The 22,161-nt window shown below is 58.7% G+C and carries 22 protein-coding genes; 16 read left to right on the top strand and 6 right to left on the bottom strand.

Features of this window, described 5'->3' with window-relative positions; genetic code table 11:
- Window position 1: 1 nt before the first annotated feature.
- Window positions 2-784: an amino acid ABC transporter ATP-binding protein gene (locus TM5383_RS06455; RefSeq protein ID WP_058318192.1), complete on the bottom strand. Its 783-nt coding sequence runs from the start codon at window positions 782-784 to the stop codon at window positions 2-4.
- A gap of 132 nt (window positions 785-916) precedes the next feature.
- Here TM5383_RS06455 and TM5383_RS06450 point away from each other — a divergent pair, with 132 nt between their 5' ends.
- From TM5383_RS06450 to TM5383_RS06430, 5 genes are all read left to right on the top strand, one after another.
- Entirely contained in the window at window positions 917-1,696 is a 780-nt protein-coding gene (locus tag TM5383_RS06450; RefSeq protein ID WP_058318191.1) for a transporter substrate-binding domain-containing protein, read from the top strand.
- Window positions 1,697-1,776: 80 nt separating this feature from the next.
- Window positions 1,777-2,424 carry a glutathione S-transferase family protein gene (locus TM5383_RS06445; RefSeq protein WP_058318190.1) on the top strand — a complete coding sequence of 216 codons (648 nt, stop codon included), beginning with the start codon at window positions 1,777-1,779 and terminating at the stop codon, window positions 2,422-2,424.
- Window positions 2,425-2,478: 54 nt separating this feature from the next.
- Window positions 2,479-3,438, top strand: coding sequence for a LysR family transcriptional regulator (locus tag TM5383_RS06440; RefSeq protein ID WP_058318189.1), 960 nt, complete (start codon window positions 2,479-2,481; stop codon window positions 3,436-3,438).
- Window positions 3,439-3,537: 99 nt separating this feature from the next.
- Entirely contained in the window at window positions 3,538-4,506 is a 969-nt protein-coding gene (locus tag TM5383_RS06435; protein ID WP_058318188.1) for an ornithine cyclodeaminase family protein, read from the top strand.
- A gap of 36 nt (window positions 4,507-4,542) precedes the next feature.
- Entirely contained in the window at window positions 4,543-5,673 is a 1,131-nt protein-coding gene (locus TM5383_RS06430; RefSeq protein WP_058318187.1) for an aminotransferase, read from the top strand.
- Between the two features lie 23 nt (window positions 5,674-5,696).
- On the opposite strand, the gene TM5383_RS06425 is transcribed toward TM5383_RS06430, so the two are convergent.
- Both TM5383_RS06425 and TM5383_RS06420 read right to left on the bottom strand, forming a co-directional pair.
- A complete protein-coding gene (locus TM5383_RS06425) occupies window positions 5,697-6,626 on the bottom strand; it encodes a glycosyltransferase family A protein (protein ID WP_143570195.1) in 930 nt (309 codons plus the stop codon).
- A gap of 138 nt (window positions 6,627-6,764) precedes the next feature.
- Window positions 6,765-7,658: a LysR family transcriptional regulator gene (locus TM5383_RS06420; protein WP_058318185.1), complete on the bottom strand. Its 894-nt coding sequence runs from the start codon at window positions 7,656-7,658 to the stop codon at window positions 6,765-6,767.
- Window positions 7,659-7,754: 96 nt separating this feature from the next.
- On the opposite strand from TM5383_RS06420, the gene TM5383_RS06415 reads away from it, so the two are divergent.
- The 5 genes from TM5383_RS06415 (at window position 7,755) to TM5383_RS06395 (ending at window position 15,084) form a co-directional block, all read left to right on the top strand.
- Entirely contained in the window at window positions 7,755-8,945 is a 1,191-nt protein-coding gene (locus tag TM5383_RS06415) for a pyridoxal phosphate-dependent aminotransferase (protein ID WP_058318184.1), read from the top strand.
- A gap of 73 nt (window positions 8,946-9,018) precedes the next feature.
- The gene (locus TM5383_RS06410) at window positions 9,019-11,208 is read left to right on the top strand and encodes a dehydrogenase E1 component subunit alpha/beta (RefSeq protein WP_058318183.1); all 2,190 of its coding nucleotides are present in this window, start codon (window positions 9,019-9,021) and stop codon (window positions 11,206-11,208) included.
- Window positions 11,205-12,254 (top strand): hypothetical protein, encoded by a 1,050-nt coding sequence (locus tag TM5383_RS06405; RefSeq protein ID WP_058318182.1) that lies wholly within the window; start codon window positions 11,205-11,207, stop codon window positions 12,252-12,254. Before TM5383_RS06410 ends, TM5383_RS06405 begins: the two co-directional genes overlap by 4 nt.
- A gap of 51 nt (window positions 12,255-12,305) precedes the next feature.
- Window positions 12,306-13,808: an L-piperidine-6-carboxylate dehydrogenase gene (gene amaB / locus TM5383_RS06400; protein ID WP_058318181.1), complete on the top strand. Its 1,503-nt coding sequence runs from the start codon at window positions 12,306-12,308 to the stop codon at window positions 13,806-13,808.
- Window positions 13,798-15,084, top strand: coding sequence for an NAD(P)/FAD-dependent oxidoreductase (locus TM5383_RS06395; protein WP_231725053.1), 1,287 nt, complete (start codon window positions 13,798-13,800; stop codon window positions 15,082-15,084). The genes amaB and TM5383_RS06395 overlap by 11 nt, the downstream gene beginning before the upstream one ends.
- 99 nt (window positions 15,085-15,183) lie before the next feature.
- Here TM5383_RS06395 and TM5383_RS06390 read toward each other — a convergent pair whose 3' ends face one another.
- On the bottom strand, window positions 15,184-15,714 hold the full coding sequence (locus TM5383_RS06390; protein WP_058318180.1) for a CBS domain-containing protein: 531 nt from the start codon (window positions 15,712-15,714) through the stop codon (window positions 15,184-15,186).
- Window positions 15,715-15,798: 84 nt separating this feature from the next.
- Here TM5383_RS06390 and TM5383_RS06385 point away from each other — a divergent pair, with 84 nt between their 5' ends.
- The gene (locus TM5383_RS06385; protein WP_370695963.1) at window positions 15,799-15,999 is read left to right on the top strand and encodes a hypothetical protein; all 201 of its coding nucleotides are present in this window, start codon (window positions 15,799-15,801) and stop codon (window positions 15,997-15,999) included.
- A 90-nt stretch (window positions 16,000-16,089) separates the two neighbouring features.
- Here TM5383_RS06385 and nqrM read toward each other — a convergent pair whose 3' ends face one another.
- Window positions 16,090-16,323, bottom strand: coding sequence for a (Na+)-NQR maturation NqrM (gene nqrM, locus TM5383_RS06380; protein ID WP_058318178.1), 234 nt, complete (start codon window positions 16,321-16,323; stop codon window positions 16,090-16,092).
- A gap of 17 nt (window positions 16,324-16,340) precedes the next feature.
- A complete protein-coding gene (locus tag TM5383_RS06375) occupies window positions 16,341-17,360 on the bottom strand; it encodes an FAD:protein FMN transferase (RefSeq protein ID WP_058318177.1) in 1,020 nt (339 codons plus the stop codon).
- A gap of 177 nt (window positions 17,361-17,537) precedes the next feature.
- Here TM5383_RS06375 and TM5383_RS06370 point away from each other — a divergent pair, with 177 nt between their 5' ends.
- From TM5383_RS06370 to nqrE, 5 genes are read left to right on the top strand one after another with little or no spacing between them, the layout of a single operon-like run.
- Window positions 17,538-18,881, top strand: coding sequence for a Na(+)-translocating NADH-quinone reductase subunit A (locus tag TM5383_RS06370; protein ID WP_058318414.1), 1,344 nt, complete (start codon window positions 17,538-17,540; stop codon window positions 18,879-18,881).
- Between the two features lie 3 nt (window positions 18,882-18,884).
- Complete coding sequence (locus TM5383_RS06365) at window positions 18,885-20,084, top strand: NADH:ubiquinone reductase (Na(+)-transporting) subunit B (protein ID WP_058318176.1); 1,200 nt, start codon at window positions 18,885-18,887, stop codon at window positions 20,082-20,084.
- The gene (locus TM5383_RS06360) at window positions 20,077-20,898 is read left to right on the top strand and encodes a Na(+)-translocating NADH-quinone reductase subunit C (protein ID WP_058318175.1); all 822 of its coding nucleotides are present in this window, start codon (window positions 20,077-20,079) and stop codon (window positions 20,896-20,898) included. Before TM5383_RS06365 ends, TM5383_RS06360 begins: the two co-directional genes overlap by 8 nt.
- A complete protein-coding gene (locus TM5383_RS06355) occupies window positions 20,898-21,551 on the top strand; it encodes an NADH:ubiquinone reductase (Na(+)-transporting) subunit D (RefSeq protein ID WP_058318174.1) in 654 nt (217 codons plus the stop codon). Before TM5383_RS06360 ends, TM5383_RS06355 begins: the two co-directional genes overlap by 1 nt.
- Window positions 21,551-22,159 (top strand): NADH:ubiquinone reductase (Na(+)-transporting) subunit E, encoded by a 609-nt coding sequence (nqrE, locus tag TM5383_RS06350; protein WP_058318173.1) that lies wholly within the window; start codon window positions 21,551-21,553, stop codon window positions 22,157-22,159. The genes TM5383_RS06355 and nqrE overlap by 1 nt, the downstream gene beginning before the upstream one ends.
- The last annotated feature ends 2 nt before the right edge of the window (window positions 22,160-22,161 follow it).

Here is a 22,161-nt window from a genome sequence, read left to right as displayed (position 1 = left end):
CTCAGTGGTTCAGGATCTGTTGCAGGAAGGTGGCGCAGCGCTGGGATTTTGGCGCAGTAAAGAACGCTTCGGGCGTGCCGGTTTCGACGATCTCTCCCTTGTCCATAAAGACCATGCGATCGGCTACGCGGCGGGCAAATCCCATTTCGTGGGTGACGACGATCATGGTCATGCCGCTGTCTGCCAGTTCGGTCATCACTTCCAGCACCTCGGCGATCATTTCGGGATCAAGGGCCGACGTGGGTTCGTCAAACAGCATGATACGCGGTTCCATGCACAGGGAGCGCGCAATGGCGACGCGCTGTTGCTGACCGCCGGACAGTTGGCGGGGGAACTTTTCCGCCTGATCGGGAATCTGCACCCGTTCCAGATAGGTCATGGCACGTTTGCGTGCCTCTTCCTCGCTTAACCCCAGCACACGACGGGGGCCAAGGGTGAGGTTTTGCAAAACGGTCAGGTGCGGGAACAGGTTGAACTGTTGAAACACCATCCCAACGGCGCCGCGGATCTGGTCCAGACTGGCGCGGGTGTCGTCTAGCGTGGTGCCTTCGACCATGATCTCACCGGCCTCATGCGCCTCTAGGCGGTTGATGCAGCGGATCAGGGTCGATTTGCCCGAACCGGATGGGCCACAGACGACCACACGCTCGCCTTTCTGCACGTCAAAGGACACGGATTTCAGCGCCTGAAAATCATCAAAATACTTGGACACATCGCGCATCGAAATCACCGGAGGTGTGTCTGCGGTGTGATCAGGCGCGGGTACGGGGGCGGCTACGGTCATTGGATGGGTCGGCCTTTTGGCAGGATTGGCAGTGTGCAGTTTACGCCACAAAAATTTGATACCTTAAAAGGTCGCTCTTTCCACGGCTCTCTGCCAAACTAGCTATGCGCAAACGGTTGAAAAGGGAAAGATATGAAATTCTTCAAGATTGCTGCCGCGGTTGCGGTCATGGCTGTGTCTGGTGTTCAGGCTTCGGCAGAGTCCGCATTGAGCGAAATCCTTAGCACTGGCGTGCTAAAAGTGGGCACAACGGGCGATTGGAACCCGATGACCATGCGCAATGTCGCCACCAATTCCTATGAAGGTTATGACATAGATGTGATGACCGAACTGGCGTCTGATCTGGGGGTTGAGGTCGAATTTGTCCCCACAGACTGGAAAACGCTGGTCGCTGGTGTGACCTCTGGTCAGTATCACATCACCGGGTCCGCCTCTGTTTCGCCGTCGCGCGCGAAGACTGCGGGCTATTCCAACAGCTACTTCTCGCTGGCGACCGTGCCGCTGACGCTGAAGAAGAACGAAGGCCGTTTCAACGATTGGGACGATCTGAACACTGCCGACGTTTCCGTTGCCGCAACGCTGGGCACCACGCAGGAAACGCAGGTGAAGCAGTATTTCCCCAACGCCAACCACCGCATCGTCGAAGCGCCTGCGCGTGACTTCCAAGAGGTGCTGGCAGGCCGCGCGGATGCCAACATCACCTCTAACGTTGAGGCGAACAAACTGGTGGCCAAATATGACCAGTTGATGATCGTCCCCGTAAGCGAAGGCCGTTCGCCCACCCCGATCGCGATGCTGTTGCCGCAGGATGATCAGGTCTGGATCAACTACGTGAACACCTGGATCGCGTTGAAAGAGGAGCGCGGCTTCTTTGATGAGCTGGGCCGCAAATGGCAGCTGCTGGCGGAGTGATCCGTTTCTTAATCTGACAGAACGGGGCAGGGGGGAACCTCTGCCCCGTTTCCATTTTCCACGACCACGAAAGATCCCCCATGTTGCAGATGTATTCCGATCCGGTGTCCCTTTATTGTGCGAAACTGCGCATTCTGATGCGCCACAAAGGCATCGAGTTTGAAGAGTTGCCCCCGCCCGGTGGCTATGGCTCTGCCGAATACCGCCGGATCGTGCCGTCGGGCACCCTGCCTGCGATCCTGCATGAGGGCATGCAGCTGGCGGATTCTGAGGCGATTGCCGAATACCTGAATGAAGCGTTTCCAGACGTGCCGATGATGCCAGAGGATCTGCAGCTGCGCGCCAAGGCACGAGAGAAGAGCCGTTTTCACGATACCAAACTGGAACCCGCTGTACGCGCGTTTTTCCCTCAGGTGGCCTATGAGGGGCGCGATCCTGCCAAGGTCAAGGAACTGGGCGATGCCCTCAGCACCATCATGGTGGCGCTGGAACTGCTGTTGGAGCATAGCCCGTTGGATCCAGATGCGCTTTATATCGCGGATTGTGGGTTTGCGGTGACGCTGGGCTGGATCCGCGAATTTGAAAAGGGCTGCGGTTTGCAGGTCACATGGCCCGAAGGGGTGCTGGCCTATGAGGCACGGCTGATGGCGCATCCTGCGGTCGCGGATGAATTTGCTGCTTACCGCGCCCCGATGGATGGCTACATGACCAAGGCCTATCCTGCGTGATTGTTGGCTTGTCCTGCCTTTGCATCGGCATGGCCGATGTATTAGGCAGGATCTATGCGATCCCTTCACGATATTGACCTGAAACTGCTGCGCACCTTTCGCGCCATTGCTGACGCGGGCAGTCTGGTGGCCGCGCAGGCGGCGCTGAACGTGTCGCAGTCGACACTGTCGACCCAACTGTCTGATCTGGAAACGCGGCTGGGTTTTCGCCTGTGCCAGCGCGGACGCGGCGGCTTTGCACTGACGCCCGAAGGTCAGCAGGTTTTGGCGGCGTTAGAGGATCTGTTCGCCGCCGCTGACAGGTTCCAGAACGCCACGGCCACCATATCAGGCGACATGCGCGGCGTGTTGCGGGTGGGCATTATGGATGCGATGCTCAACAACAGCGCCTGGCCTCTGCCAGAGGTGCTGGGGCGGTTCAGCACCAAGGCACCGCAAACCCATGTGGATCTGGCACTTGTCTCCCCCGCCGTGATGGAGGAGCAGTTGCACAGCGGTAAACGCGACGCGGTCATTGGTCCGTTCCCGGAAAAGCGTCCGGGCCTTAGCTATGTGCCGCTGTTTCAGGAGCGCCATTCCCTATATGCGGCGGCGCATCATCCGCTGGCCGCGGCGGGCACCATCGGGTTTGAGGCGCTGAGCCGTCATGCCCTGATTGTCACCGCTGGTGAATTGCGCCGCTTCCCCTTTATCCGCCGCAAGACAGATACGCGGGGCGAGGCAGGCAATATCCACCCGGCGGCGACGGTGGATCAGATGGAAACCCATGCGATCTTGATCCGATCAGGGCGTTTCGTCGGCTTTCTGCCTGACTACTTCGGCGCCAGTCTGGCGGATCTGTGCAAGCTACCTACGGGGCCGGATCTGCAATATCTGTCGCCGATCTATCTGGTCTATCGCACCCAATCCGCGCCCAGCCTGATCCTACGCCGTTTTGTTGATGAGGTACGTCAGCAACCGCTGTTAGAGGGCGCGCTGTTGAACACAGGGGCCGTGGTGCCGCTGGATCGCTAATTTGCATCGGAAAATTTGATGTAAACATTTTATGTTTCTGATTTTCCGTGATGAATATCGGGGGTAGGCAGGGCAAAATACCACTTGCAGGAATGCCCCATGTCGACACATGCCCCTACCTCGCCGAATGCCCCCCTCGTCCTTGATGCGCCAGCGGTTGCGCAGCTGTTGCCGCAGGTTGATGTGTTGCAGGCGATGCGCGATCTGTTTTCTGAATTGGGACAGGGGCAGGCGGTTCAGCCCGGCCAAACCCTGACCCTGCTGCCCGCAGACAAGGGTGATTTCATCACCTATCAGGGGGGCAGCACTGGCGCCGGTGTCTTTGGCGCCAAACTGTCGCCCTACCTGCCGCAGCCCGACGGCGCGTTGATCACCGCATGGACGCTGCTGATGTCCACAGAAACCGGTCAGCCGCTGATGTTGTGCGATTCTGGCCGATTGACCACCGAACGCACCGCTGCCACCACCGCGCTGGCAGTGGATCATCTGGCGCGCCCTGCGGCGACACGTTTGGCCATCATCGGGTCCGGCGCCGTGGCAGAGGCGCACCTGCGTCACGTGAAGGGTTTGCGCGACTGGGCGGATGTGCGGGTTTATTCGCCGTCGCTGTCGGGCAATGCGGATCGCCAGACGGCGTGGCAGGATCTGGGCGCGACGGCTGCTGCCAGCGCGGCAGAGGCGATTGAGGGTGCAGAAGTTGTGATGCTGTGCACCTCCTCCGGTCAGCCGGTGATTGACGCGGGCGCGATTGCGCCGGGTACGCTTGTCACCTCAATCAGCACCAATGTGGCCAACGCACATGAGGTCGATCCGGCCTTCCTGTCGGCGGCTGAGGTCTATTGTGATTACCGCGCCACCACGCCTGCCTCGGCCGGTGAAATGCGACTGGCGGCTGAGGCCGGTTGGTCCCCTGACGCGATCAAGGGCGATCTGGCCGAATTGCAAACCGATGCCTGCGCCCGCCCCACAGGCGATGCGCCTGTTTTCTTCCGCTCCATCGGGTTGGGGTTGGAAGACATCTTTATGGCCCGCGCGGTTTATACCGCAGCGCGCGCTGCACAGAAATAAGGCGGAAACGCCCCATAGGACGAAAGGACCAAGCACATGTATATCCGACCCTTTGGCGTTGAGATGTGGATGAATGAGTTCGAGACGAAATGCGAACTGAACCTGGCCGAAACCTGTGTCACCGCCATGACCCTTGGCGATCTGGCAGAACTGTCGGGGCAGGGCGATGCCCTGTGGCCGCAACTGACCGCGATGCAGATGACCTACGGCGCGATCGAAGGATCAGACCGCCTGCGCGATGCGATCTGCGGTCTGTATGATCGCCAAACCCGCGACAACATCCTGACCACCCACGGCACCATTGGTGCCAACTCGCTGGTGCATCAGACGCTGGTGGCGCGCGGTGATCATGTGATTTCCGTCATTCCCACCTATCAGCAACACTACTCCATCCCCGAAAGCATCGGGGCCGAGGTTGAGCTGCTGCACCTGCGGGCGGAAAACGATTTCCTCCCCGATCTGGAAGAGTTGCGCCAGATGGTGCGCCCTGACACCAAGTTGATCGCGATCAACAATCCCAACAACCCCACTGGCGCGCTGATGGATCGCGCGTGTCTGGAACAGATCGTGGAAATTGCACGTTCCGTCGATGCGTGGCTGCTATGTGATGAGGTGTATCGCGGCACGGATCAGGTGGGCGATGGCATGACGGCTGCGATTGCTGATCTGTATGAAAAGGGTATCAGCACCGCGGGCATGTCCAAGGCCTATTCGCTGGCGGGACTGCGTGTTGGCTGGGTTGCTGGGCCCAAGGATATGCTGCACGAGGTGATGCTGCACCGCGATTACAACACCATTTCAGTGGGTAAGATTGACGAGTTTCTGGCCGCAATCGCACTGGAAAACCGGGACAAGATTCTGTCCCGTTCACGTCAGATCACCCGCGACAACCTTGCGATCCTTGAGGAATGGATTGCGGGCGAGCCGCTGATCAGCTGGGTGAAGCCGAAATCCGGTACCACTGCGCTTTTGCGTTATGACCTTGATATGTCATCGCGTGATTTCTGTGTCACGCTACTGCAAGAGGAAGGCGTGATGCTGACCCCCGGTTCCGCAATGGATATGGAGGGATGGCTGCGCATTGGCTATACCAACCCGACTGACGATCTGACAGCCGGGCTGGCACGAATCTCGGCCTTCCTAAAACGACATGGCGCACAGGTCTGACGCTGTTTTGTACACGGGCAGCGTCAGCTGCCCGTTTTGCCGCCCTGTTCAATCAGGATCGGTTCTGGCGGATAGAGCCAGTGGAAGATCGGGCGTTTATAGTCTGCACGTGGAGCTTCGTGTTGCCCGGGCCAGATACCGTAATTGTTCCTGAAGTATTCAATGCAAGCGTTGTCCGCGGCCAAACGGCCGTGGTCACGGTAGACAAACTTGCCCAAGCGATGTGTGTAATGTGCCCCATAGGGCGATTTAAGGATGCTGGCGGGCTGCACCAGCCAGATGGGCACACCGCGTCGGGTCAAATGTCCTGACAGCCATGGGTCATCGACGGTCCACAGGATGTCAGGGATGTCAAAAACCTGTTCGTCGAAAAACGACGGTCGCACCATAACGCCGCGATACCCCTCGAGGATATCGACATAGCCGCTTTCGACGTAAGGCTGTGGTTTGTAAGCCAGCAAGGAGGCAGCGCGCGCCAGTCGATAGATGCGGCCCTTCTCGCGGCGTTTTGCTCGGGGCAGATTTTCAAAGTCGCGCAGGTAACGGTGTCCGACGGGGCGATCGTCTAGATCATAGCCTTTGCCAACGAGGCACTTGTCGGGGTGTTCCTGACGTGCAGCTAGAAATTTCGCTGCCCAGTCGCGTTCGTATTTCTGATCGTCATCGCAAAATAGGATGTCGATGTCCTGCCCCTGATAGTCGCGGAGCGCAGGCAGCACTTTGGTTGCGGGCCCGAAATCTTCGTCTTGCCAGCGCACGGTGATGCCCTCGGGCAGGCTGTCGGTTGATACTTGTTCGCCCGGGAAACGCCGATAATTACGACACAGGTTTAGGCGAACTTCGATCGGTTTGGCTGTCTGGTTCAACAGGTCCCGCAAGGTTGGGGCGATTTTGTCGATCCGAGGGGGGGTAGTTGTCAGGCTGATGACAAAAGGTCTTTGAGTGGTAGTCATTTCTGTCTCGTTTTCGGGACTGACGGACAGCACCAGACGGCGGCTCTGTGCAATCTGCACACCGATGGGCTTATGTCCTATATTTAAAATCAATTAATCCAAGCGCAGCAGCTGCACATGGTGGAGACATTATATAGGCTATGGTGCGATCTTTCCATCATTCTTGAGCCAGTCGATCAATTTGGACAACGCATCGCTCTGGTCGCCGGTTTTGGGCCAGACCAGATAGTAGGTGCCGTCGGCATCACTGGTTTCATCGCAGGCGGCGACCACACGCCCACGGGCGATTTCCGCCTGTGCCAGAAAGTCCGGCAGAAGCGCCGCGCCAAAACCAGCGGCGGCGGCTTCGGTCATGTTGGTGAACTGATCGAACAGCATTCCGCGCAATCGACTTGCGGTCAGCCCTTGTTGTGAAAACCAGTTCTCCCATGCACCGGGGCGGCTTTCGAGATGTAGGAGGGGGTATTCCAGCAAGTGTTCAGGCGCCATTGGCAGCTTGGATGTAAAATCAGGTGCGCAAACAGCCATGACCCGTTCTGGCGCCAGTGGTAGGTAATGCACGCCCGGCCAGTTGCGCGTTCCAAAATGCAGAGCAGCATCAAAGGGATCTTGCTGAAAATCAAATGGCAACACTCGGGTCGCCTGATTGATCTGAATGCCAGGGTTCGCCTGACAAAAGGCGCGCAAGCGCGGTGTCAGCCAGTACATGCCAAAGGTCGGCAATACGGCAAGGTTCAGGCTGCTGCGTGATCCGGTTGCTTTTACTTTCAGGCTTGCTTGCGCCAGCTGTTTTAAAACCTCTCGCACGGATTGGGCGTAGGTTTCACCGGCCAAGGTCAGTTTCAAACCCTTTCCTTCACGCACAAACAGGGTGACGCCCAGTTGATCTTCCAACACTTTCAGCTGCCGCGACACTGCTGAATGGGTCAGCGACAGATCCTGCGCTGCGGCTGTGGCGCTGCCAAGGCGGTCTACAGCCTCCAGCGCGGTAAGAGAGTTGATCGAGGGCAGAAACCGGCGCGATGCTATCATGTGAGTTTTTCTCCAACTTCTGCGATTTCTTAGCGTTATTTTTCTTTGTGCCGAAGTGTTATCTTGCGCAAATAGAAAAGATACTAGGTTTGCCCCATGTCCCAGATCCAAACAGATCCCTCACATTCCTTCCGCCGGTCGGCACGGATGTCTGGGATTCAGCTGTCCGAGATTGTGCAGATCAGCGAACGCGCACGCGCTTTGCGTGCCGAGGGGCGGAATGTTGTGGCCCTCTCAACAGGGGAACCGGATTTCCCAACCCCCGACAATGTGATTGCTGCTGCACACCGCGCCGCGCTGGACGGGAAAACCACCTATCCGCCAACGATGGGCACCGTCGATTTGCGCGCGGCGATTGCCGATCAGGCAGGGGTGTCCGCTGCGCAGGTGATTGTGTCCACAGGTGCGAAACAAGTGCTGTCCAATGCCATGTTGGCCACCCTCGATCCCGGGGACGAGGTGATCATGCCCGCGCCTTACTGGACCAGCTATTCTGATATTGTCGCAATGGCGGGTGGTACGCCGGTGGTGCTGACCTGTGATATGGCGCAGGGGTTCAAATTGACCGCAGCGCAACTGGCGGCAGCGATCACTGACCAAACGCGCTGGGTGATGTTGAACAGCCCGTCCAATCCAAGTGGCGCAATCTATAGTGTTGGCGAACAGGCGGAATTGGCTGATGTATTGCGTGCGCATCCACATGTGATGGTCCTGGTGGATGAAATCTACGCCCACCTGAGCTACACGCCATTCACTTCTTTTGCAGAGGTGGCACCGGATCTGGCCGACCGCATACTGATTGTGAACGGCGTTTCCAAGGCCTACGCGATGACCGGCTGGCGTATCGGCTGGGGCATTGGGCCTGCAGAAATGATACGCGCTTTGGGCGCTGTGCAAGGGCAGGTGACCTCTGGGGCGTGTTCCATTTCGCAGGCTGCTGCTCTGGAAGCTATTTCAGGGGATCAGTCCCTGTTGGTGGACCGCCGCAGAGCAATGTGTGCCAGACGGGACCGTATGGTAACTGCGCTGAATGGGGTGGCGGGGATCACGTGCCCGGTGCCGGATGGGGCGTTTTACGTGTTTCCCGATATTCGCGATGCGATGGCGGCAGGTGGTTTTGCAACCGATGTGGAGTTTTGCAGCACGTTGTTGGAACAGGCGGGCGTCGCGATCGTGCCGGGACGCGCATTTGGTCTGCCGGGCCATGCGCGGCTGTCCTTTGCCTATTCTGACGCTGAAATTGACACTGGCCTTACCCGTATTGCGGAATTTGTCGCCAGTTTTTGACCCCACCCGATCCAAGCTTTGACCGGCAGGACGCTGCCGAAAGTGCGTGGATCAACCAAACTAGGAGGACGCGATGGATCGCGCCGCAATTGTGCATAAGAATTTCCTCACCCGCGTTGCTGCGGGGGATTTGCCAGCGGGCAATGCCCCGACAGGACCATTGGCAGGACCAGAGGCTGTATCGATTTTCCGTTCCGAATGCCTGTCGCGGGCGATGGATTTGAAAAGTCGGGCGATGCAGAAAGCGGGGCAGGGGTTTTACACCATCGGATCGTCGGGCCATGAAGGTCTGGCCGCGGTTTCAGCGGCGTTGCGACCAACCGATATGGCCTTTCTTCATTACCGTGATGCCGCGTTTCAAATCCAGCGCGGTGAACAGGTCCCAGCCCAGTCGATGGCGTGGGATATGATGCTGAGTTTCGCCTGTTCCAGTGATGACCCAATTTCGGGTGGCCGCCACAAAGTTCTGGGGTCTAAGGCTCTTAATATTCCGCCACAAACCTCAACAATCGCCAGTCATTTGCCCAAGGCAGTTGGCGCCGCTTATTCTATTGGTGCTGCGAAACGACACCGTCCGGAACATGCTGTTCTGCCGGATGATGCCATCGTCTATTGTAGCTTTGGTGACGCCTCGGCCAACCATTCGACTGCACAGGGCGCATTTAACACCGCAGGTTGGACCGCGTTCCAATCGGTGCCTATGCCATTGTTGTTTTGTTGCGAAGACAACGGCATCGGTATTTCCACCAAGACACCCAAGGGCTGGATCGCCGCCAATTTCCAGAACCGCCCCGGCATCAAGTATTTCGCCTGTGATGGTCTCGATATCTACGACACCTACGCCACCGCACTTGAGGCGGCGCGCTATGTGAGGGAGCGTAAGAAACCGGCGTTCCTGCACGTGCGCACTGTGCGTCTTTATGGGCACGCCGGCGCCGACGTTGCGACCAGCTACCTGCCCAAAGCCGAGGTCGAACGCGACGAGGCTAACGATCCCCTGCTGCATTCGGTGCGACTGATGCAGGCGGCAGGGGCGTTGGAGCCAGACGCGGCGTTGAAAATCTACACTGACACAATTGCGCGTATTGAACGCATCGGTGATCAGGTCGTAACCCGCCCGCATTTGCAAACGGCGCAGGATGTTATGGCCTCTCTCGTTCCGCCGAAGCGGAAATGCGCGCCGTCAAACGGTCCGTCCGCCTCTGCGCGCGAAGCGGCCTTTGGCAGCGATCTGCGTGCGATGGAAGAGCCGCAAATCATGTCGCGTCTAATCAATTGGGCGTTGACTGATCTGATGTTAGAACATGGCGAAATTGTCATGATGGGCGAAGATGTCGGCCTGAAGGGCGGTGTTTATGGCGTCACGCAGAAACTGCGCCAGCGCTTTGGTCCGGACCGAATGATCGACACCTTGCTGGACGAACAATCTATTCTGGGTTTGGCCATCGGCATGGCGCAGAACGGCTATACACCAATGCCGGAAATCCAGTTTCTTGCCTATCTGCACAACGCCGAAGATCAGATCCGCGGTGAGGCGGCGACGCTCTCGTTTTTCTCGGAGGGGCAATACACCAATCCGATGGTGATGCGGATTGCGGGACTTGGTTACCAAAAAGGGTTCGGTGGACATTTCCACAACGACAATTCGGTCGCCGTGTTGCGAGATATTCCAGGCGTTATTCTGGCTTGTCCGTCAAACGGGGCGGATGCGGCGCGGATGCTGCGGGAATGCGTGCGTTTGGCGCGTGAGGAGCAGCGCGTTGTCGCCTTCCTCGAGCCGATTGCGCTCTACCCGATGCGCGACCTGCATGAGGCAAAGGATGGCGGTTGGATGCAGCGCTATCCCGATCCTTCAGAAAAGATTGCGCTGGGCGAGGTTGGCCTGCATGGCGGTGGGCAGGATCTAGCAATCGTGACCTTTGGCAACGGGGTTTACCTGAGCCAGCAGGCCCTGCCCGCGATTGAGGCGGCAGGGATCAAGGCACGGATCGTAGATATGCGCTGGCTGTCGCCGCTGCCCAAGGACGCGCTGACAGAGGCGGTTCAGGGCTGTGACAACATTTTGGTGGCGGATGAGACCCGTCATTCCGGTGGCGTGGCCGAGGCGTTGATGGCGCATTTCCACGAGGTGTCAGACGCCAAATTGGCCCGGTTGACCGCCGAAGATAGCTTTATCGCTACTGGCCCGGCCTACGCCGCCACGATGCCGTCCAAGGACAGCATCACCGCCGCCGCCCTGAACCTGATTGGGAAAACGTCATGAGTGCCAAGAAAACAGCCGTAGTGATTTGCCCTGGTCGCGGCACCTACAACGCGACCGAACTGGGGTATCTGAGCCGCCATTTCCCTGACGCGGGCATGATGGCGCAATTCGACGCTGAACGTGCGCGTATGGGGCAGGATAGTCTGACAACGCTGGACGGGGCGGAACGCTTTTCCCTGTCGCGCCACAGCCGCGGCGACAATGCTTCGGCATTGATCTACGCTGCGACGCTGGGTGACTTCATGGCGATCAACCGCAACACGGTTGAGGTGGTTGCGGTGACGGGCAATTCGATGGGCTGGTATTCTGCACTCGCCTGTGGCGGGGCGCTCAGTGCTGTGGATGGCTTTCAGGTGTCGAACACTATGGGCAGCTTTATGCAGCAGGCACTGATCGGTGGGCAGGTGATCTACCCTTGGGTTGATGATGACTGGCGCCCGCAGCCCACACGGCGTGAGGCCCTTCTGTCCGTTGTTGCAGACATCGATGCGCGTGCAGATCACGTACTGACCCTTTCGATTGATCTGGGTGGGATGTTGGTTCTGGCAGGAAATGAGGCAGGGCTGTCCGCCTTTGAGGCCACGGTGGATCCTGTGCAGGGGCGTTTCCCGATGCGGCTGGGCAATCACGCAGGGTTCCACAGTCATCTGCAGGCCCCTGTCGCCGCGCAGGGCCGCGCAGCCCTGCCGCCGTCTTTCTTTCGGCAACCTGACTTGCCGATGATTGATGGACGGGGGACTGTCTGGTGGCCAGGTGCCTGTGATCTGCAATCGTTGTGGGACTACACCTTGGGCCATCAGGTAACGGAAGTCTATGATTTCACCCGCGCGATTACTGTGGCTGCGCGCGAATTTGCGCCTGACATGTTCATCGTCACCGGTCCCGGCTCCACGCTGGGGGGGGCGGTGGCTCAATCGCTGATCCGTGCCGACTGGCGCGGGATGCAGTGCAAAGACGACTTCAAATCCGAACAGGCACAGTCAAACGAAAAGACGCCGATGCTGATTTCAATGGGAATACAAGATCAGCGTCCTGTGGTGGTCTGATCGGAAACATCAAAACAAACAAAACCTGAAATGGGACAATAGGGAATGACGATGGGTTTTTCAGAAATTTTGGCAGCCGCCGGGCTGACTGAGGCAGAGCTGAACAGCGGCACGCTTGCGGTACATACGCCGGTGGACGGTTCCGAGATTGCCAAATTGGCGATGCATAGCCTTGATGAGGCTGATCAGATGATGTCGCTGGCACATGAGGCGTTTTTGCAGTGGCGTACCGTGCCTGCACCGCGCCGTGGTGAATTTGTGCGTTTGCTTGGCGAAGAATTGCGCCGCGAGAAAGAGGCACTGGGCGCGCTGGTCACGCTGGAATGCGGCAAGATTTACCAAGAGGGCCTTGGCGAAGTCCAAGAGATGATCGACATCTGTGACTTTGCCGTTGGCCTGTCACGCCAGCTTTATGGGCTGACTATCGCCTCGGAACGTCCGGGGCACGCGATGCGTGAAACATGGCATCCGATGGGCACTTGTGGCGTGATCACCGCGTTTAACTTCCCCGTGGCGCCTTGGTGCTGGAATGCGGCGTTGGCACTGGTGTGCGGTGACCCGGTGATCTGGAAACCGTCCGAAAAGACACCTCTGACCGCGCTGGCGGTGCAGAAAATCTGCGATCGTGTGTGCGAACAGTTTGGCGACGATGCGCCCAAAGGGCTGACGCAGGTTTTGATCGGTGAACGCGATTTGGGCGAGGCACTGACCGCCAATCCCAAGGTGGCGCTGATTTCCGCCACTGGGTCCGTGCCGATGGGTCGTGCGGTTGCAGCGGATATGGCGAAACGTCTGGGCCGCACCATCCTCGAACTGGGGGGCAATAACGCGATGATCGTGGCCCCGTCTGCGGATCTGGAAATGGCGCTGCGCGCGATTGTGTTTTCTGCTGTCGGCACGGCTGGCCAACGTTGCACCACCCTGCGTCGCCTGATCGTACACGAAGATGTCTATGATGCACTGGTGCCGCGTCTGGTCAAAGCCTACGCAGGTCTGCCCATTGGCGACCCGCTGGATCAGGCCACGCTGGTAGGTCCGCTGATTGATACGGGGGCGTTGCAGGCCATGGATAACGCGTTGGAACAAGCCCGCGCCGAAGGTGGCACCGTTCATGGTGGTGGTCAGGCGCTATGCGACACTCACGGCGCGGCGGCTTATGCGACCCCGGCGATTGTCGAAATGCCCGAACAAAGCGCAATCATGCACCATGAAACCTTTGCGCCGATCCTGTACGTGGTGAAATACCGTGATCTGGACGAGGCGATTGCGTTGCAAAACGCCGTACCGCAAGGCCTATCGTCTTGCATCTTCTCAACTGACGTGCGTGAAACGGAACTGTTCCTGTCGGCTGCTGGATCGGACTGCGGCATCGCCAATGTGAATATCGGGCCTTCCGGTGCAGAAATTGGCGGAGCGTTCGGCGGGGAAAAGGAAACAGGCGGCGGACGTGAAAGCGGATCGGATGCGTGGAAAGGCTACATGCGGCGCCAGACCAACACGATCAATTATTCGCGTGACTTGCCTTTGGCGCAGGGAATCAAGTTTGACATTTGATCAGGCAAACACAGACCAGGGCCTTTGGGCCCATAGTCTGACCCGGCGGGCCGAATGCGGCCCGCTGACCCAAGAGCTAAGCGTTGATCTGGCGATTATCGGCGGTGGTTTCACAGGCTGTGCAGCTGCGCTTGAAGCGTCGGCTGCGGGTGCCAGCGTTGCCTTGGTTGAGGCGCACGATATCGGCTTTGGCGGTTCCGGGCGGAATGTTGGATTGGTGAACGCCGGGCTTTGGTTGCCGCCAGAAACCATCGTAGATCAAATGGGTGATGCACCCGGGCGGCACCTGATTGATGTTCTGGCGCGGGCGCCGGACATGGTTTTCGACCTCATCAACCGCCATGACATCCCCTGCGAGGCGACCCGCGCCGGCACACTGCACCTCGCGCATGCGCCCAGCGGTTTGCAAGACCTGCAAGAGAGGTTCCGGCAGGGAAATCAGTTCGGCGCAGCGCTACAGCTGCTGGATGCCGAGGAAACTCAACAACGTACCGGATCTGGTGCTTTTCACGGTGCGCTCCTGAACCCGTCGGCGGGGACGGTGCAACCTTTGGCCTATTGTCACGGGCTGGCGCGCGCAGCACAGGCGGCTGGGGCGCAGATTTTTGCGCAAACCGCGGTTCAGGCGCTTCGGCACGAAGGGGGGATGTGGCATCTGTCCACGGAACAGGGCAGCCTGCGCGCCAAGGCGCTGCTGGTGGCCACCAATGCCTATGCCGAGGCCGCCGCGTTACCTGCGCGACCACAATATGTCCCCGTAAATTATTGCCAGTTTGCCACAGCGCCACTTAGTCAGGAACAGCAGGCGCGCATTTTACCTGCGGGCGAAGGATGCTGGGACACGGCGCAGGTTATGTCGTCGGTGCGCCGCGACGCGGCTGGGCGATTGATCGTTGGCGGAATGGGGAACAGCAACGGGCTGGGCGGCGCACTGCATGCCGGTTGGGCGCGTCACAAACTGCGCAGCCTGTTTCCTGAACTAGGCGATTTGCCATTTCAGCATCATTGGAGCGGGCGCATCGCAATGACCCGTGATCATATTCCCAAGGTTCAGGTCTTTGGGCCGAATGCCTACACGATCTTTGGCTATTCAGGGCGTGGGATCGGTCCGGGAACGGTCTTTGGGTCGGCTGCGGCACAGGCGCTTTTGTCTGGTACAACAGACGCGCTGCCTGTTGCCCCGGTCGAAGCCTACGCCGAACGCTTCACCGCGGCTCAAGGCGCGTTCTTTGAGTTTGGCGCAACGATGGTGCATACCCTGCAGCGACTACGCTGATCATCGCGTATGGGGGAGGGGCGCTGCCCCTCTCCGTTTCCAATGATATCGTGAACGCTTACGCCGGACGCGTCTCGTGACCATCGAAGAGCGCCTGTTTTAGCCCACGATCAGTTGCTTCAGTTGTAGGGCTTCGTGTTCCAGCAGTTTCAGGCGATGCTGAATCGCGTCACCGATGGTGATCATGCCACACAGCCGATCCTGATCCAGTACGGGCATATGACGGAAGCGGCCTTCGGTCATGGTGGTCAGAACAGACATCAGCGTGTCATCTGGCGTGCAGCTGCGTACGTCGCTGGTCATAATATCACTGACGCGCAAGGCCAGCGTTTGATCCGGCGCCGAGGATTCCGCCAGTTGCCGCACAATGTCGCGTTCCGACAGGATACCGCAGAGCGACCCATCAAGGTTCACCGCCACCAAAGCGCCAATTTTCTGGTCGCGTAGGATGCGGACAGCGTCGCTCAATGTGTCGTCGGGTGTCACTGAATGCACCACACGGTCCTTGCCGGACAACAGATCAGCAACGGTGGAGCTGGTTTCGAAGGTGTTGCTTTGTAGGCTTTGACTGCTCGTGCGCTGCGCTGACGCGCTGTCGCCGCGGGTCGGTGGCTGGTATGATGTTGGCATCTTTCCTCTCCTCCTGACTTGATCGCACCCATGATGCCATGTCAGTGAAGCGCAGCGAGAGGCCCTTAGGCAAGGAAAATCAAAGTGCTGTCAAATTCCATTATGAACGGTGAACTGGTGCTGGCACCGTCTGTTGCCACTGTTTTGTTCGTGATCGCGGTGCTGGCTGGCACCCGATATCGGTCGGTCTGGAAGGCCGAAGGCCCAGCGTGGCAACTATGGGTTTGCGGTGGTATCGCTGGCCTGTGTTTGCTGGTTTTGGGCTTTGTACCGATTGCCGTCTAGGCGCCAATGAACAATTGGGTTGCCCTAGTGGTTCTAACAAAAAACGCGGCCCATGGGGCCGCGTTTTGTTTGTCGTCAGGGGCGCGTTGTTTACTGCGTTTCCATGTCTTCGACCATCTTGCGTGCGCGGGGGCAGGCCAGACGTTCCCGCAGCGGGCTGTCGGGGTCGATTTCCTTTTTGCAGACCAGACAATGATCCGCATCCGCAATGGCGTTGAGGCCACCGCAGCTGCCTTTGATGCGTTTGCCCATCAGCATGACGCCAAGCGACATACCGATCATCACAACCGCGAAGAAGGCAAAGGTGAACAGGAAGGTTTGCATGATGCGCCTCCTTTAAATCAGGCTTGCAGTGCTTGGAAACGCGGGCTTGCGGTGGTGACGAAGTCGCTGTCGCCGCGCTCGATGAACAGAACGGCGAGGTTCTGTTCCTTGGCGATTTCCATGCCGCGCTCTTTGCCCAGAACCAGCATCGCGGTGGCCCATGCGTCTGCCAGCATGGCGTTGTCGGCCAGTACGGTTGCAGATGCAGTGCGGTGGGTCACAGGGCGGCCGGTTTTGGCGTCCAGAATGTGCGAGAAACGCTGACCGTCTTGTTCGAAGTAGTTGCGGTAATCACCCGAGGTGGCCAGACCCATGTTCGACAATTTGGCAACCTGCTGCAGCGCCGGCGAGGCGGTCAGCGGGGTTTCCACACCAATGCGCCAGTCCAGACCATCAGGGTTTTTGCCTGCGGTGACGATATCGCCGCCTACTTCGACCATGTAATCCTGCAGGCCCAGTTCAGCCAGTGCCTTGCCTGCGGCATCAACACCGAAACCTTTGCCGATGGCCGACAGATAGATCGTTGCGTCATTTTTGTGCTTACGCACTTGGTTGCCGCGAATCTCCAGCACGTCTTGCTGCCCGGTTACAGCGGCAACGCGGGCGATTTCGGCGTCCGACGGTGCGGCGCTGGTGGTGCCTTTGGCGCCGAAGCCCCAGAGGTCGATCAGCGGGCCTAGGGTGACGTCAAACTGGCCGTCGCTGGCGGCGTTGATGTCATTGGCTGCCTGCAGCACTTCGGCCAATTCAGGCGATACGGTCATGGTCTGACCGGCGTTGGCGGCATTCAGGCGCGACACTTCGGAATTGGAATCCCAATTAGACATCAATGTGTTAACACGAGCAAATGCCATGTTGACAGCGTCTTGAGCCTGCGCTTGGGTAACGGCGTTTTTGTGATCTACAGCGGTGATCTTGTAGGTCGTCCCCATGGTGACGCCCGACATCTCAATCACGTTGGAACGCGATTGGCAGGCAGCCAGCGCAACGGGGAGCCACAGGACGGTACGGCGGGAGAATTTGATGCTTTGGGTCACTGAGGAACTCTCTTGTTTGCTGGCCTGACGTATACGCACACATGCGCGAGGTGACTTGCGACATATTGCCGCAATCTCGTTTTGACCCGTGGCTTCACCCTGCACATCGAATATCCGGTGCCTCAAATTGCGCGGTGGTAACAATACCGCGCCCGTGACAGCGAAAGCGTAGTGGACGTGCAGCAGTTTAAACTGAAAAAAGGCCTCACCCTCCCTGTGTCCGGTGCCCCGGATCAGGGGGATATTACCCCAGTGGATGTAAAGACCGTTGCCGTATTGGGCGCGGACTACATCGGGCTCAAACCTCGATTGGATGTTCAGGAAGGTGACGTTGTTGCCGCTGGCGCACCGATCTTTGCCCACAAAGACACCCCCGATGTAAAAGTCGTGGCGCCCGTGTCCGGTCGAATCAAGGCTGTGAACCGTGGTGCTCGCCGCGCGTTGATCAGTGTTGAGATCGAAGTGGACGCTGCTGCGGCAGATCCGGTGGACTTCTCGGCTGTTGGTGATGTTAGCACCGCCGAAGGTCTGGCAGAACGCCTGTGCGCCGCCGGTCTGTGGACATCGTTCCGCACCCGTCCCTATTCCAAGGTGCCAGCATCCAGCGACCGCCCGGCAGCGATCTATGTGACCGCGATGGACAGCGAACCGCTGGCCGCTGATGCCGCGCGTATCATCGCGATGGCACCCACCGCCTTCACCAAAGGTCTGGCCGCGATCACCGCGCTGACCGAGGGTAAGACCTACCTGTGCCACGAAATCGGCGCGGATGTGCCCGGTGGCGATTTGGCAGGTGTTGAGGCGGCAGGCTTCTCTGGCCCGCACCCCGCAGGTCTGGCGGGTACGCACATGCACTTCCTTGAGCCGCCGACCGCTGAGAAGATGGTTTGGACCATCGGCTATCAGGATGTGATGGCCATCGGCAGCCTGCTGGAAACCGGTATCTATCCTGCCGACCGTGTGGTTGCGCTGACCGGTCCGATGGTCAAACGCCCGCGTCTGGTCAGCACCGTTGTTGGTGCGTCGATGACCGACCTGCTGGCAGAGGATCTGGCAACAGACACCCCGCTGCGTATCGTATCCGGTTCGATCCTGTCGGGCCGCGCTGGTGAAGGCGTCAGCGCCTATCTGGGCCGCTACGCACGTCAGATCACCCTGATCGAAGAAGATCACAAGCAGATCCCGATGGGTTGGATTCGTCCGATGGCATCGAAATACGCTGTTCAGCCGGTTCTGGGATCGGCCTTCAGCAAGAAGATCTACAACCTGACCTCTAACCTGAACGGTGGCCGCCGCGCCATGGTGCCGATTGGCACCTTCGAGCAGCTGATGCCGCAGGATTTCCTGCCCACGCAACTGCTGCGCGCAATGCTGGTGATGGACACCGATCAGGCACAAGCCCTTGGCGCTCTGGAACTCGACGAAGAGGATCTGGGCCTGATGGGTTTTGCCTGCCCCGCTAAATATGAATACGGCATCGCACTCCGCGATTGCCTCACCAAGATCGAGAAGGAGGGCTAACGCTTGGGCGTCCGCAGTTTCTTTGATCGCATCGAGCCCCATTTCGTTAAGGGTGGCCGCTATGAGCGGTACTTCCCGATGTACGAAATGGTCGAGAGCTTTCTCTTCACCCCGAAAACCGTAACCACCGCCGCGCCTCACGCACGGTCCTATGTCGATATGAAGCGGATCATGACCTATGTGGTCATCGCGACGATCCCCTGTATCATCATGGGTCTGTATAACGTGGGTCTGCAGGCCAACACCGCGCTGGCCGATTTCCCGGCCACCGGCTGGCGTGCGGCGCTGATCGAATTTTTCGGCATCGGTTTTAACCCGCAGAACCCGCTGGCGAACTTCCTGCACGGGCTGCTGTACTTCCTGCCGATCTACATCACCACGCTGGTGGTTGGCGGTATCTGGGAAGTGCTGTTCGCTACCGTGCGTCGCCACGAAGTGAACGAAGGTTTCCTTGTTACCTCGATGCTCTATGCGCTGATCATGCCCGCAACCACGCCGCTGTGGCAGGTTGCGCTGGGGATTTCCTTCGGCGTTGTGATCGGCAAAGAGGTCTTTGGCGGCACTGGCAAAAACTTCCTCAACCCCGCGCTGACGGGTCGTGCGTTCCTGTACTTCGCCTATCCGGCGCAGATGTCGGGTGACGCGATCTGGGTGCCTGTGGATGGCTTCACCGGTGCAACCGCACTGGCCGTGACCGCTGCAGATGGCGTTCAGGCGCTGGCGGCTGAGGGTCTGACTTGGACCTCGTCCTTTATCGGTACGATCCCTGGTTCCATCGGCGAAACCTCGACTCTGGCCTGTTTGATTGGTCTGGCCTTCCTGCTGGTGACCCGCATTGCCAACTTCCGTCTGGTTTTGGGCTGTCTGGGTGGCATGATCGGCTTCTCGCTGCTGCTGAACCTGATCGGGTCCGACAGCAACCCGATGTTCGCAATGCCGTGGTACTGGCATCTGGTCGTGGGCGGTTATGCCTTTGGTCTGGTGTTCATGGTGACCGAACCTGTGTCGGCCAGCCACACCAATGTGGGCCGCTACATCTACGGTGCGCTGATCGGTGTGATGGTGGTGATGATCCGCGTGATCAACCCTGCCTTCCCCGAAGGCATGATGCTGGCGATCCTGTTCGGCAACGTCTTTGCGCCGCTGATCGACCACTTCGTCGTGCAGGCCAACATCAAGCGGAGGGCCCGTCGCAATGTCTGAGGATCAGAACGTGCAAAACACTGCCCCCAAAGGCGCGATCGGCCGTTTTCTGGCGATGCCGGCGGACACGCTGCCCAAGACCCTGTTCGTGGCTGTGACCTTGTGTCTGGTCGCGTCGATGATCGTATCGGCCGTGGCCGTCGCCCTGCGCCCCGCGCAGGAGGTGAACAAGCTGAAAGACAAGCAGGTTAACATTCTGCAGGTCGCAGGCGTCTATGAAAAAGGCGTTGATGTGGCAGAGGCGTTCGCGGCCTTTGAACCGCATGTGCTGGAACTGGCAACCGGTCGTTTCACCGATCAGTTCGACGCCAAAACCTTTGATGACCGCGCCTCTGCGGACAACCCTGACACCTCGGTTGCGCTGACCGACGATCCGGCCGCGATTGGCCGCAAGTCGAAGTTTGTCACCGTCTACCTGCTGCGTGACGACGCAGGCGCCATCGACAAGGTGATCCTGCCGATCCACGGCTATGGCCTGTGGTCGACCCTGTACGGGTTCATCGCGCTGGAAGAGAACGGCAACGACATCTACGGTCTGCAGTTCTACAGCCACGCCGAAACCCCCGGTCTGGGTGCAGAGGTGGACAACCCGCGTTGGAAATCGCTGTGGCGTGACAAGAAGCTGGCCGATGAAAACGGCATGCTGCAGATCACCGTTGCCAAATCGGTGCCTGCCGCTGGGGCTGAATATCACGTAGACGCGCTGGCCGGTGCCACGCTGACGTCGCGCGGTGTGGACAATCTGGTGAAATTCTGGATGGGCGAAGCGGGCTTTGCCCCCTTCCTGACCAACCTCAAAGCAGGAGAGATCTGATGGCACAAACCAAAAGAGAACTGCTGATCGACCCGATGGTCGACAATAACCCGATTACGCTGCAGGTTCTTGGCATCTGTTCGGCACTGGCGGTGACTTCGTCGCTGCAGGTGGCTTTCGTTATGTCCATCGCGGTGACGCTGGTGACTGCGTTTTCGTCGATGTTCATTTCGATGATCCGCAACCAGATCCCCAGCTCGATCCGTATCATCGTGCAGATGGTGATCATCGCATCGCTGGTGATCATGGTGGATCAGGTGCTGAAGGCCTACGCCTTTGAGATTTCCAAAACCCTGTCGGTTTTTGTGGGTCTGATCATCACCAACTGTATCGTGATGGGCCGCGCCGAAGCCTTCGCAATGAAGAACCCGCCGATCGCCTCTTTCGTGGACGGTATCGGCAACGGTCTGGGCTACGGTCTGATCCTGATGATGGTTGGCGTGATCCGCGAACTGTTTGGTGCAGGCTCGCTGTTCGGTGTGACCATTCTGGAAACCGTGAACAACGGTGGCTGGTATGTCCCCAACGGTATGCTGCTGCTGCCGCCGTCGGCCTTCTTCATCATCGGTCTGATCATCTGGGCCTTCCGCACGCTGAAGCCGGAACAGGTGGAAGAGCGTGAATATAAAATTCAAGTTGTGGAGGCCCACTGATGGAAGCTCTGCTCTCCCTCGCGGTCAAAGCGATCTTTGTTGAAAACCTCGCGCTGTCCTTCTTCTTGGGCATGTGTACCTTTATCGCTGTGTCGAAGAAGATTTCGACCGCGATTGGTCTGGGGATTTCGGTGATGATCGTGCAGTCGATCACCGTGCCGGCCAACAACCTGATCCTGACCTACCTGCTGGCGCCCGGCGCGCTGGCATGGGCCGGTTTCCCTGATGTAGACCTGACCTTCCTTGGCCTGATTTCCTACATCGGTGTGATCGCGGCACTGGTTCAGATCCTTGAGATGGTTCTCGATAAATACTTCCCGCCGCTCTACAATGCGCTGGGTGTGTTCCTGCCGCTGATTACGGTGAACTGCGCGATCCTTGGTGGTTCACTGTTCATGGTGGAACGTGGTTACGATCTGGCAGAGGCTGCGACCTACGGCGTCTCCTCCGGTTTCGGTTGGGCACTGGCAATCACTGCAATGGCTGGTGTGCGCGAAAAGCTGAAGTATTCCGATATCCCCGATGGCCTGCAGGGCATCGGCATCACCTTCATCACCGCTGGTCTGATGGCGCTTGCCTTCATGTCGTTCAGCGGCGTGAAACTCTGATA

The sequence above is a fragment of the Thalassovita mediterranea genome (assembly GCF_001458435.1).
In the GTDB taxonomy this organism is placed as follows: Bacteria; Pseudomonadota; Alphaproteobacteria; order Rhodobacterales; family Rhodobacteraceae; genus Thalassobius; species Thalassobius mediterraneus.
The sequence above is the reverse complement of the archived record's forward strand: the minus strand, read 5'-3'. Positions and strand labels throughout refer to the sequence as shown.

Bases quoted from the DNA above. Each gene is read 5' to 3' on its own strand.
- TM5383_RS06455 (WP_058318192.1), bottom strand. From the start codon at position 784: ATGACCGTAGCCGCCCCCGTACCCGCGCCTGATCACACCGCAGACACA.
- TM5383_RS06450 (WP_058318191.1), top strand. From the start codon at position 917: ATGAAATTCTTCAAGATTGCTGCCGCGGTTGCGGTCATGGCTGTGTCT.
- TM5383_RS06445 (WP_058318190.1), top strand. From the start codon at position 1,777: ATGTTGCAGATGTATTCCGATCCGGTGTCCCTTTATTGTGCGAAACTG.
- TM5383_RS06440 (WP_058318189.1), top strand. From the start codon at position 2,479: ATGCGATCCCTTCACGATATTGACCTGAAACTGCTGCGCACCTTTCGC.
- TM5383_RS06435 (WP_058318188.1), top strand. From the start codon at position 3,538: ATGTCGACACATGCCCCTACCTCGCCGAATGCCCCCCTCGTCCTTGAT.
- TM5383_RS06430 (WP_058318187.1), top strand. From the start codon at position 4,543: ATGTATATCCGACCCTTTGGCGTTGAGATGTGGATGAATGAGTTCGAG.
- TM5383_RS06425 (WP_143570195.1), bottom strand. From the start codon at position 6,626: ATGACTACCACTCAAAGACCTTTTGTCATCAGCCTGACAACTACCCCC.
- TM5383_RS06420 (WP_058318185.1), bottom strand. From the start codon at position 7,658: ATGATAGCATCGCGCCGGTTTCTGCCCTCGATCAACTCTCTTACCGCG.
- TM5383_RS06415 (WP_058318184.1), top strand. From the start codon at position 7,755: ATGTCCCAGATCCAAACAGATCCCTCACATTCCTTCCGCCGGTCGGCA.
- TM5383_RS06410 (WP_058318183.1), top strand. From the start codon at position 9,019: ATGGATCGCGCCGCAATTGTGCATAAGAATTTCCTCACCCGCGTTGCT.
- TM5383_RS06405 (WP_058318182.1), top strand. From the start codon at position 11,205: ATGAGTGCCAAGAAAACAGCCGTAGTGATTTGCCCTGGTCGCGGCACC.
- amaB (WP_058318181.1), top strand. From the start codon at position 12,306: ATGGGTTTTTCAGAAATTTTGGCAGCCGCCGGGCTGACTGAGGCAGAG.
- TM5383_RS06390 (WP_058318180.1), bottom strand. From the start codon at position 15,714: ATGCCAACATCATACCAGCCACCGACCCGCGGCGACAGCGCGTCAGCG.
- nqrM (WP_058318178.1), bottom strand. From the start codon at position 16,323: ATGCAAACCTTCCTGTTCACCTTTGCCTTCTTCGCGGTTGTGATGATC.
- TM5383_RS06360 (WP_058318175.1), top strand. From the start codon at position 20,077: ATGTCTGAGGATCAGAACGTGCAAAACACTGCCCCCAAAGGCGCGATC.
- TM5383_RS06355 (WP_058318174.1), top strand. From the start codon at position 20,898: ATGGCACAAACCAAAAGAGAACTGCTGATCGACCCGATGGTCGACAAT.
- nqrE (WP_058318173.1), top strand. From the start codon at position 21,551: ATGGAAGCTCTGCTCTCCCTCGCGGTCAAAGCGATCTTTGTTGAAAAC.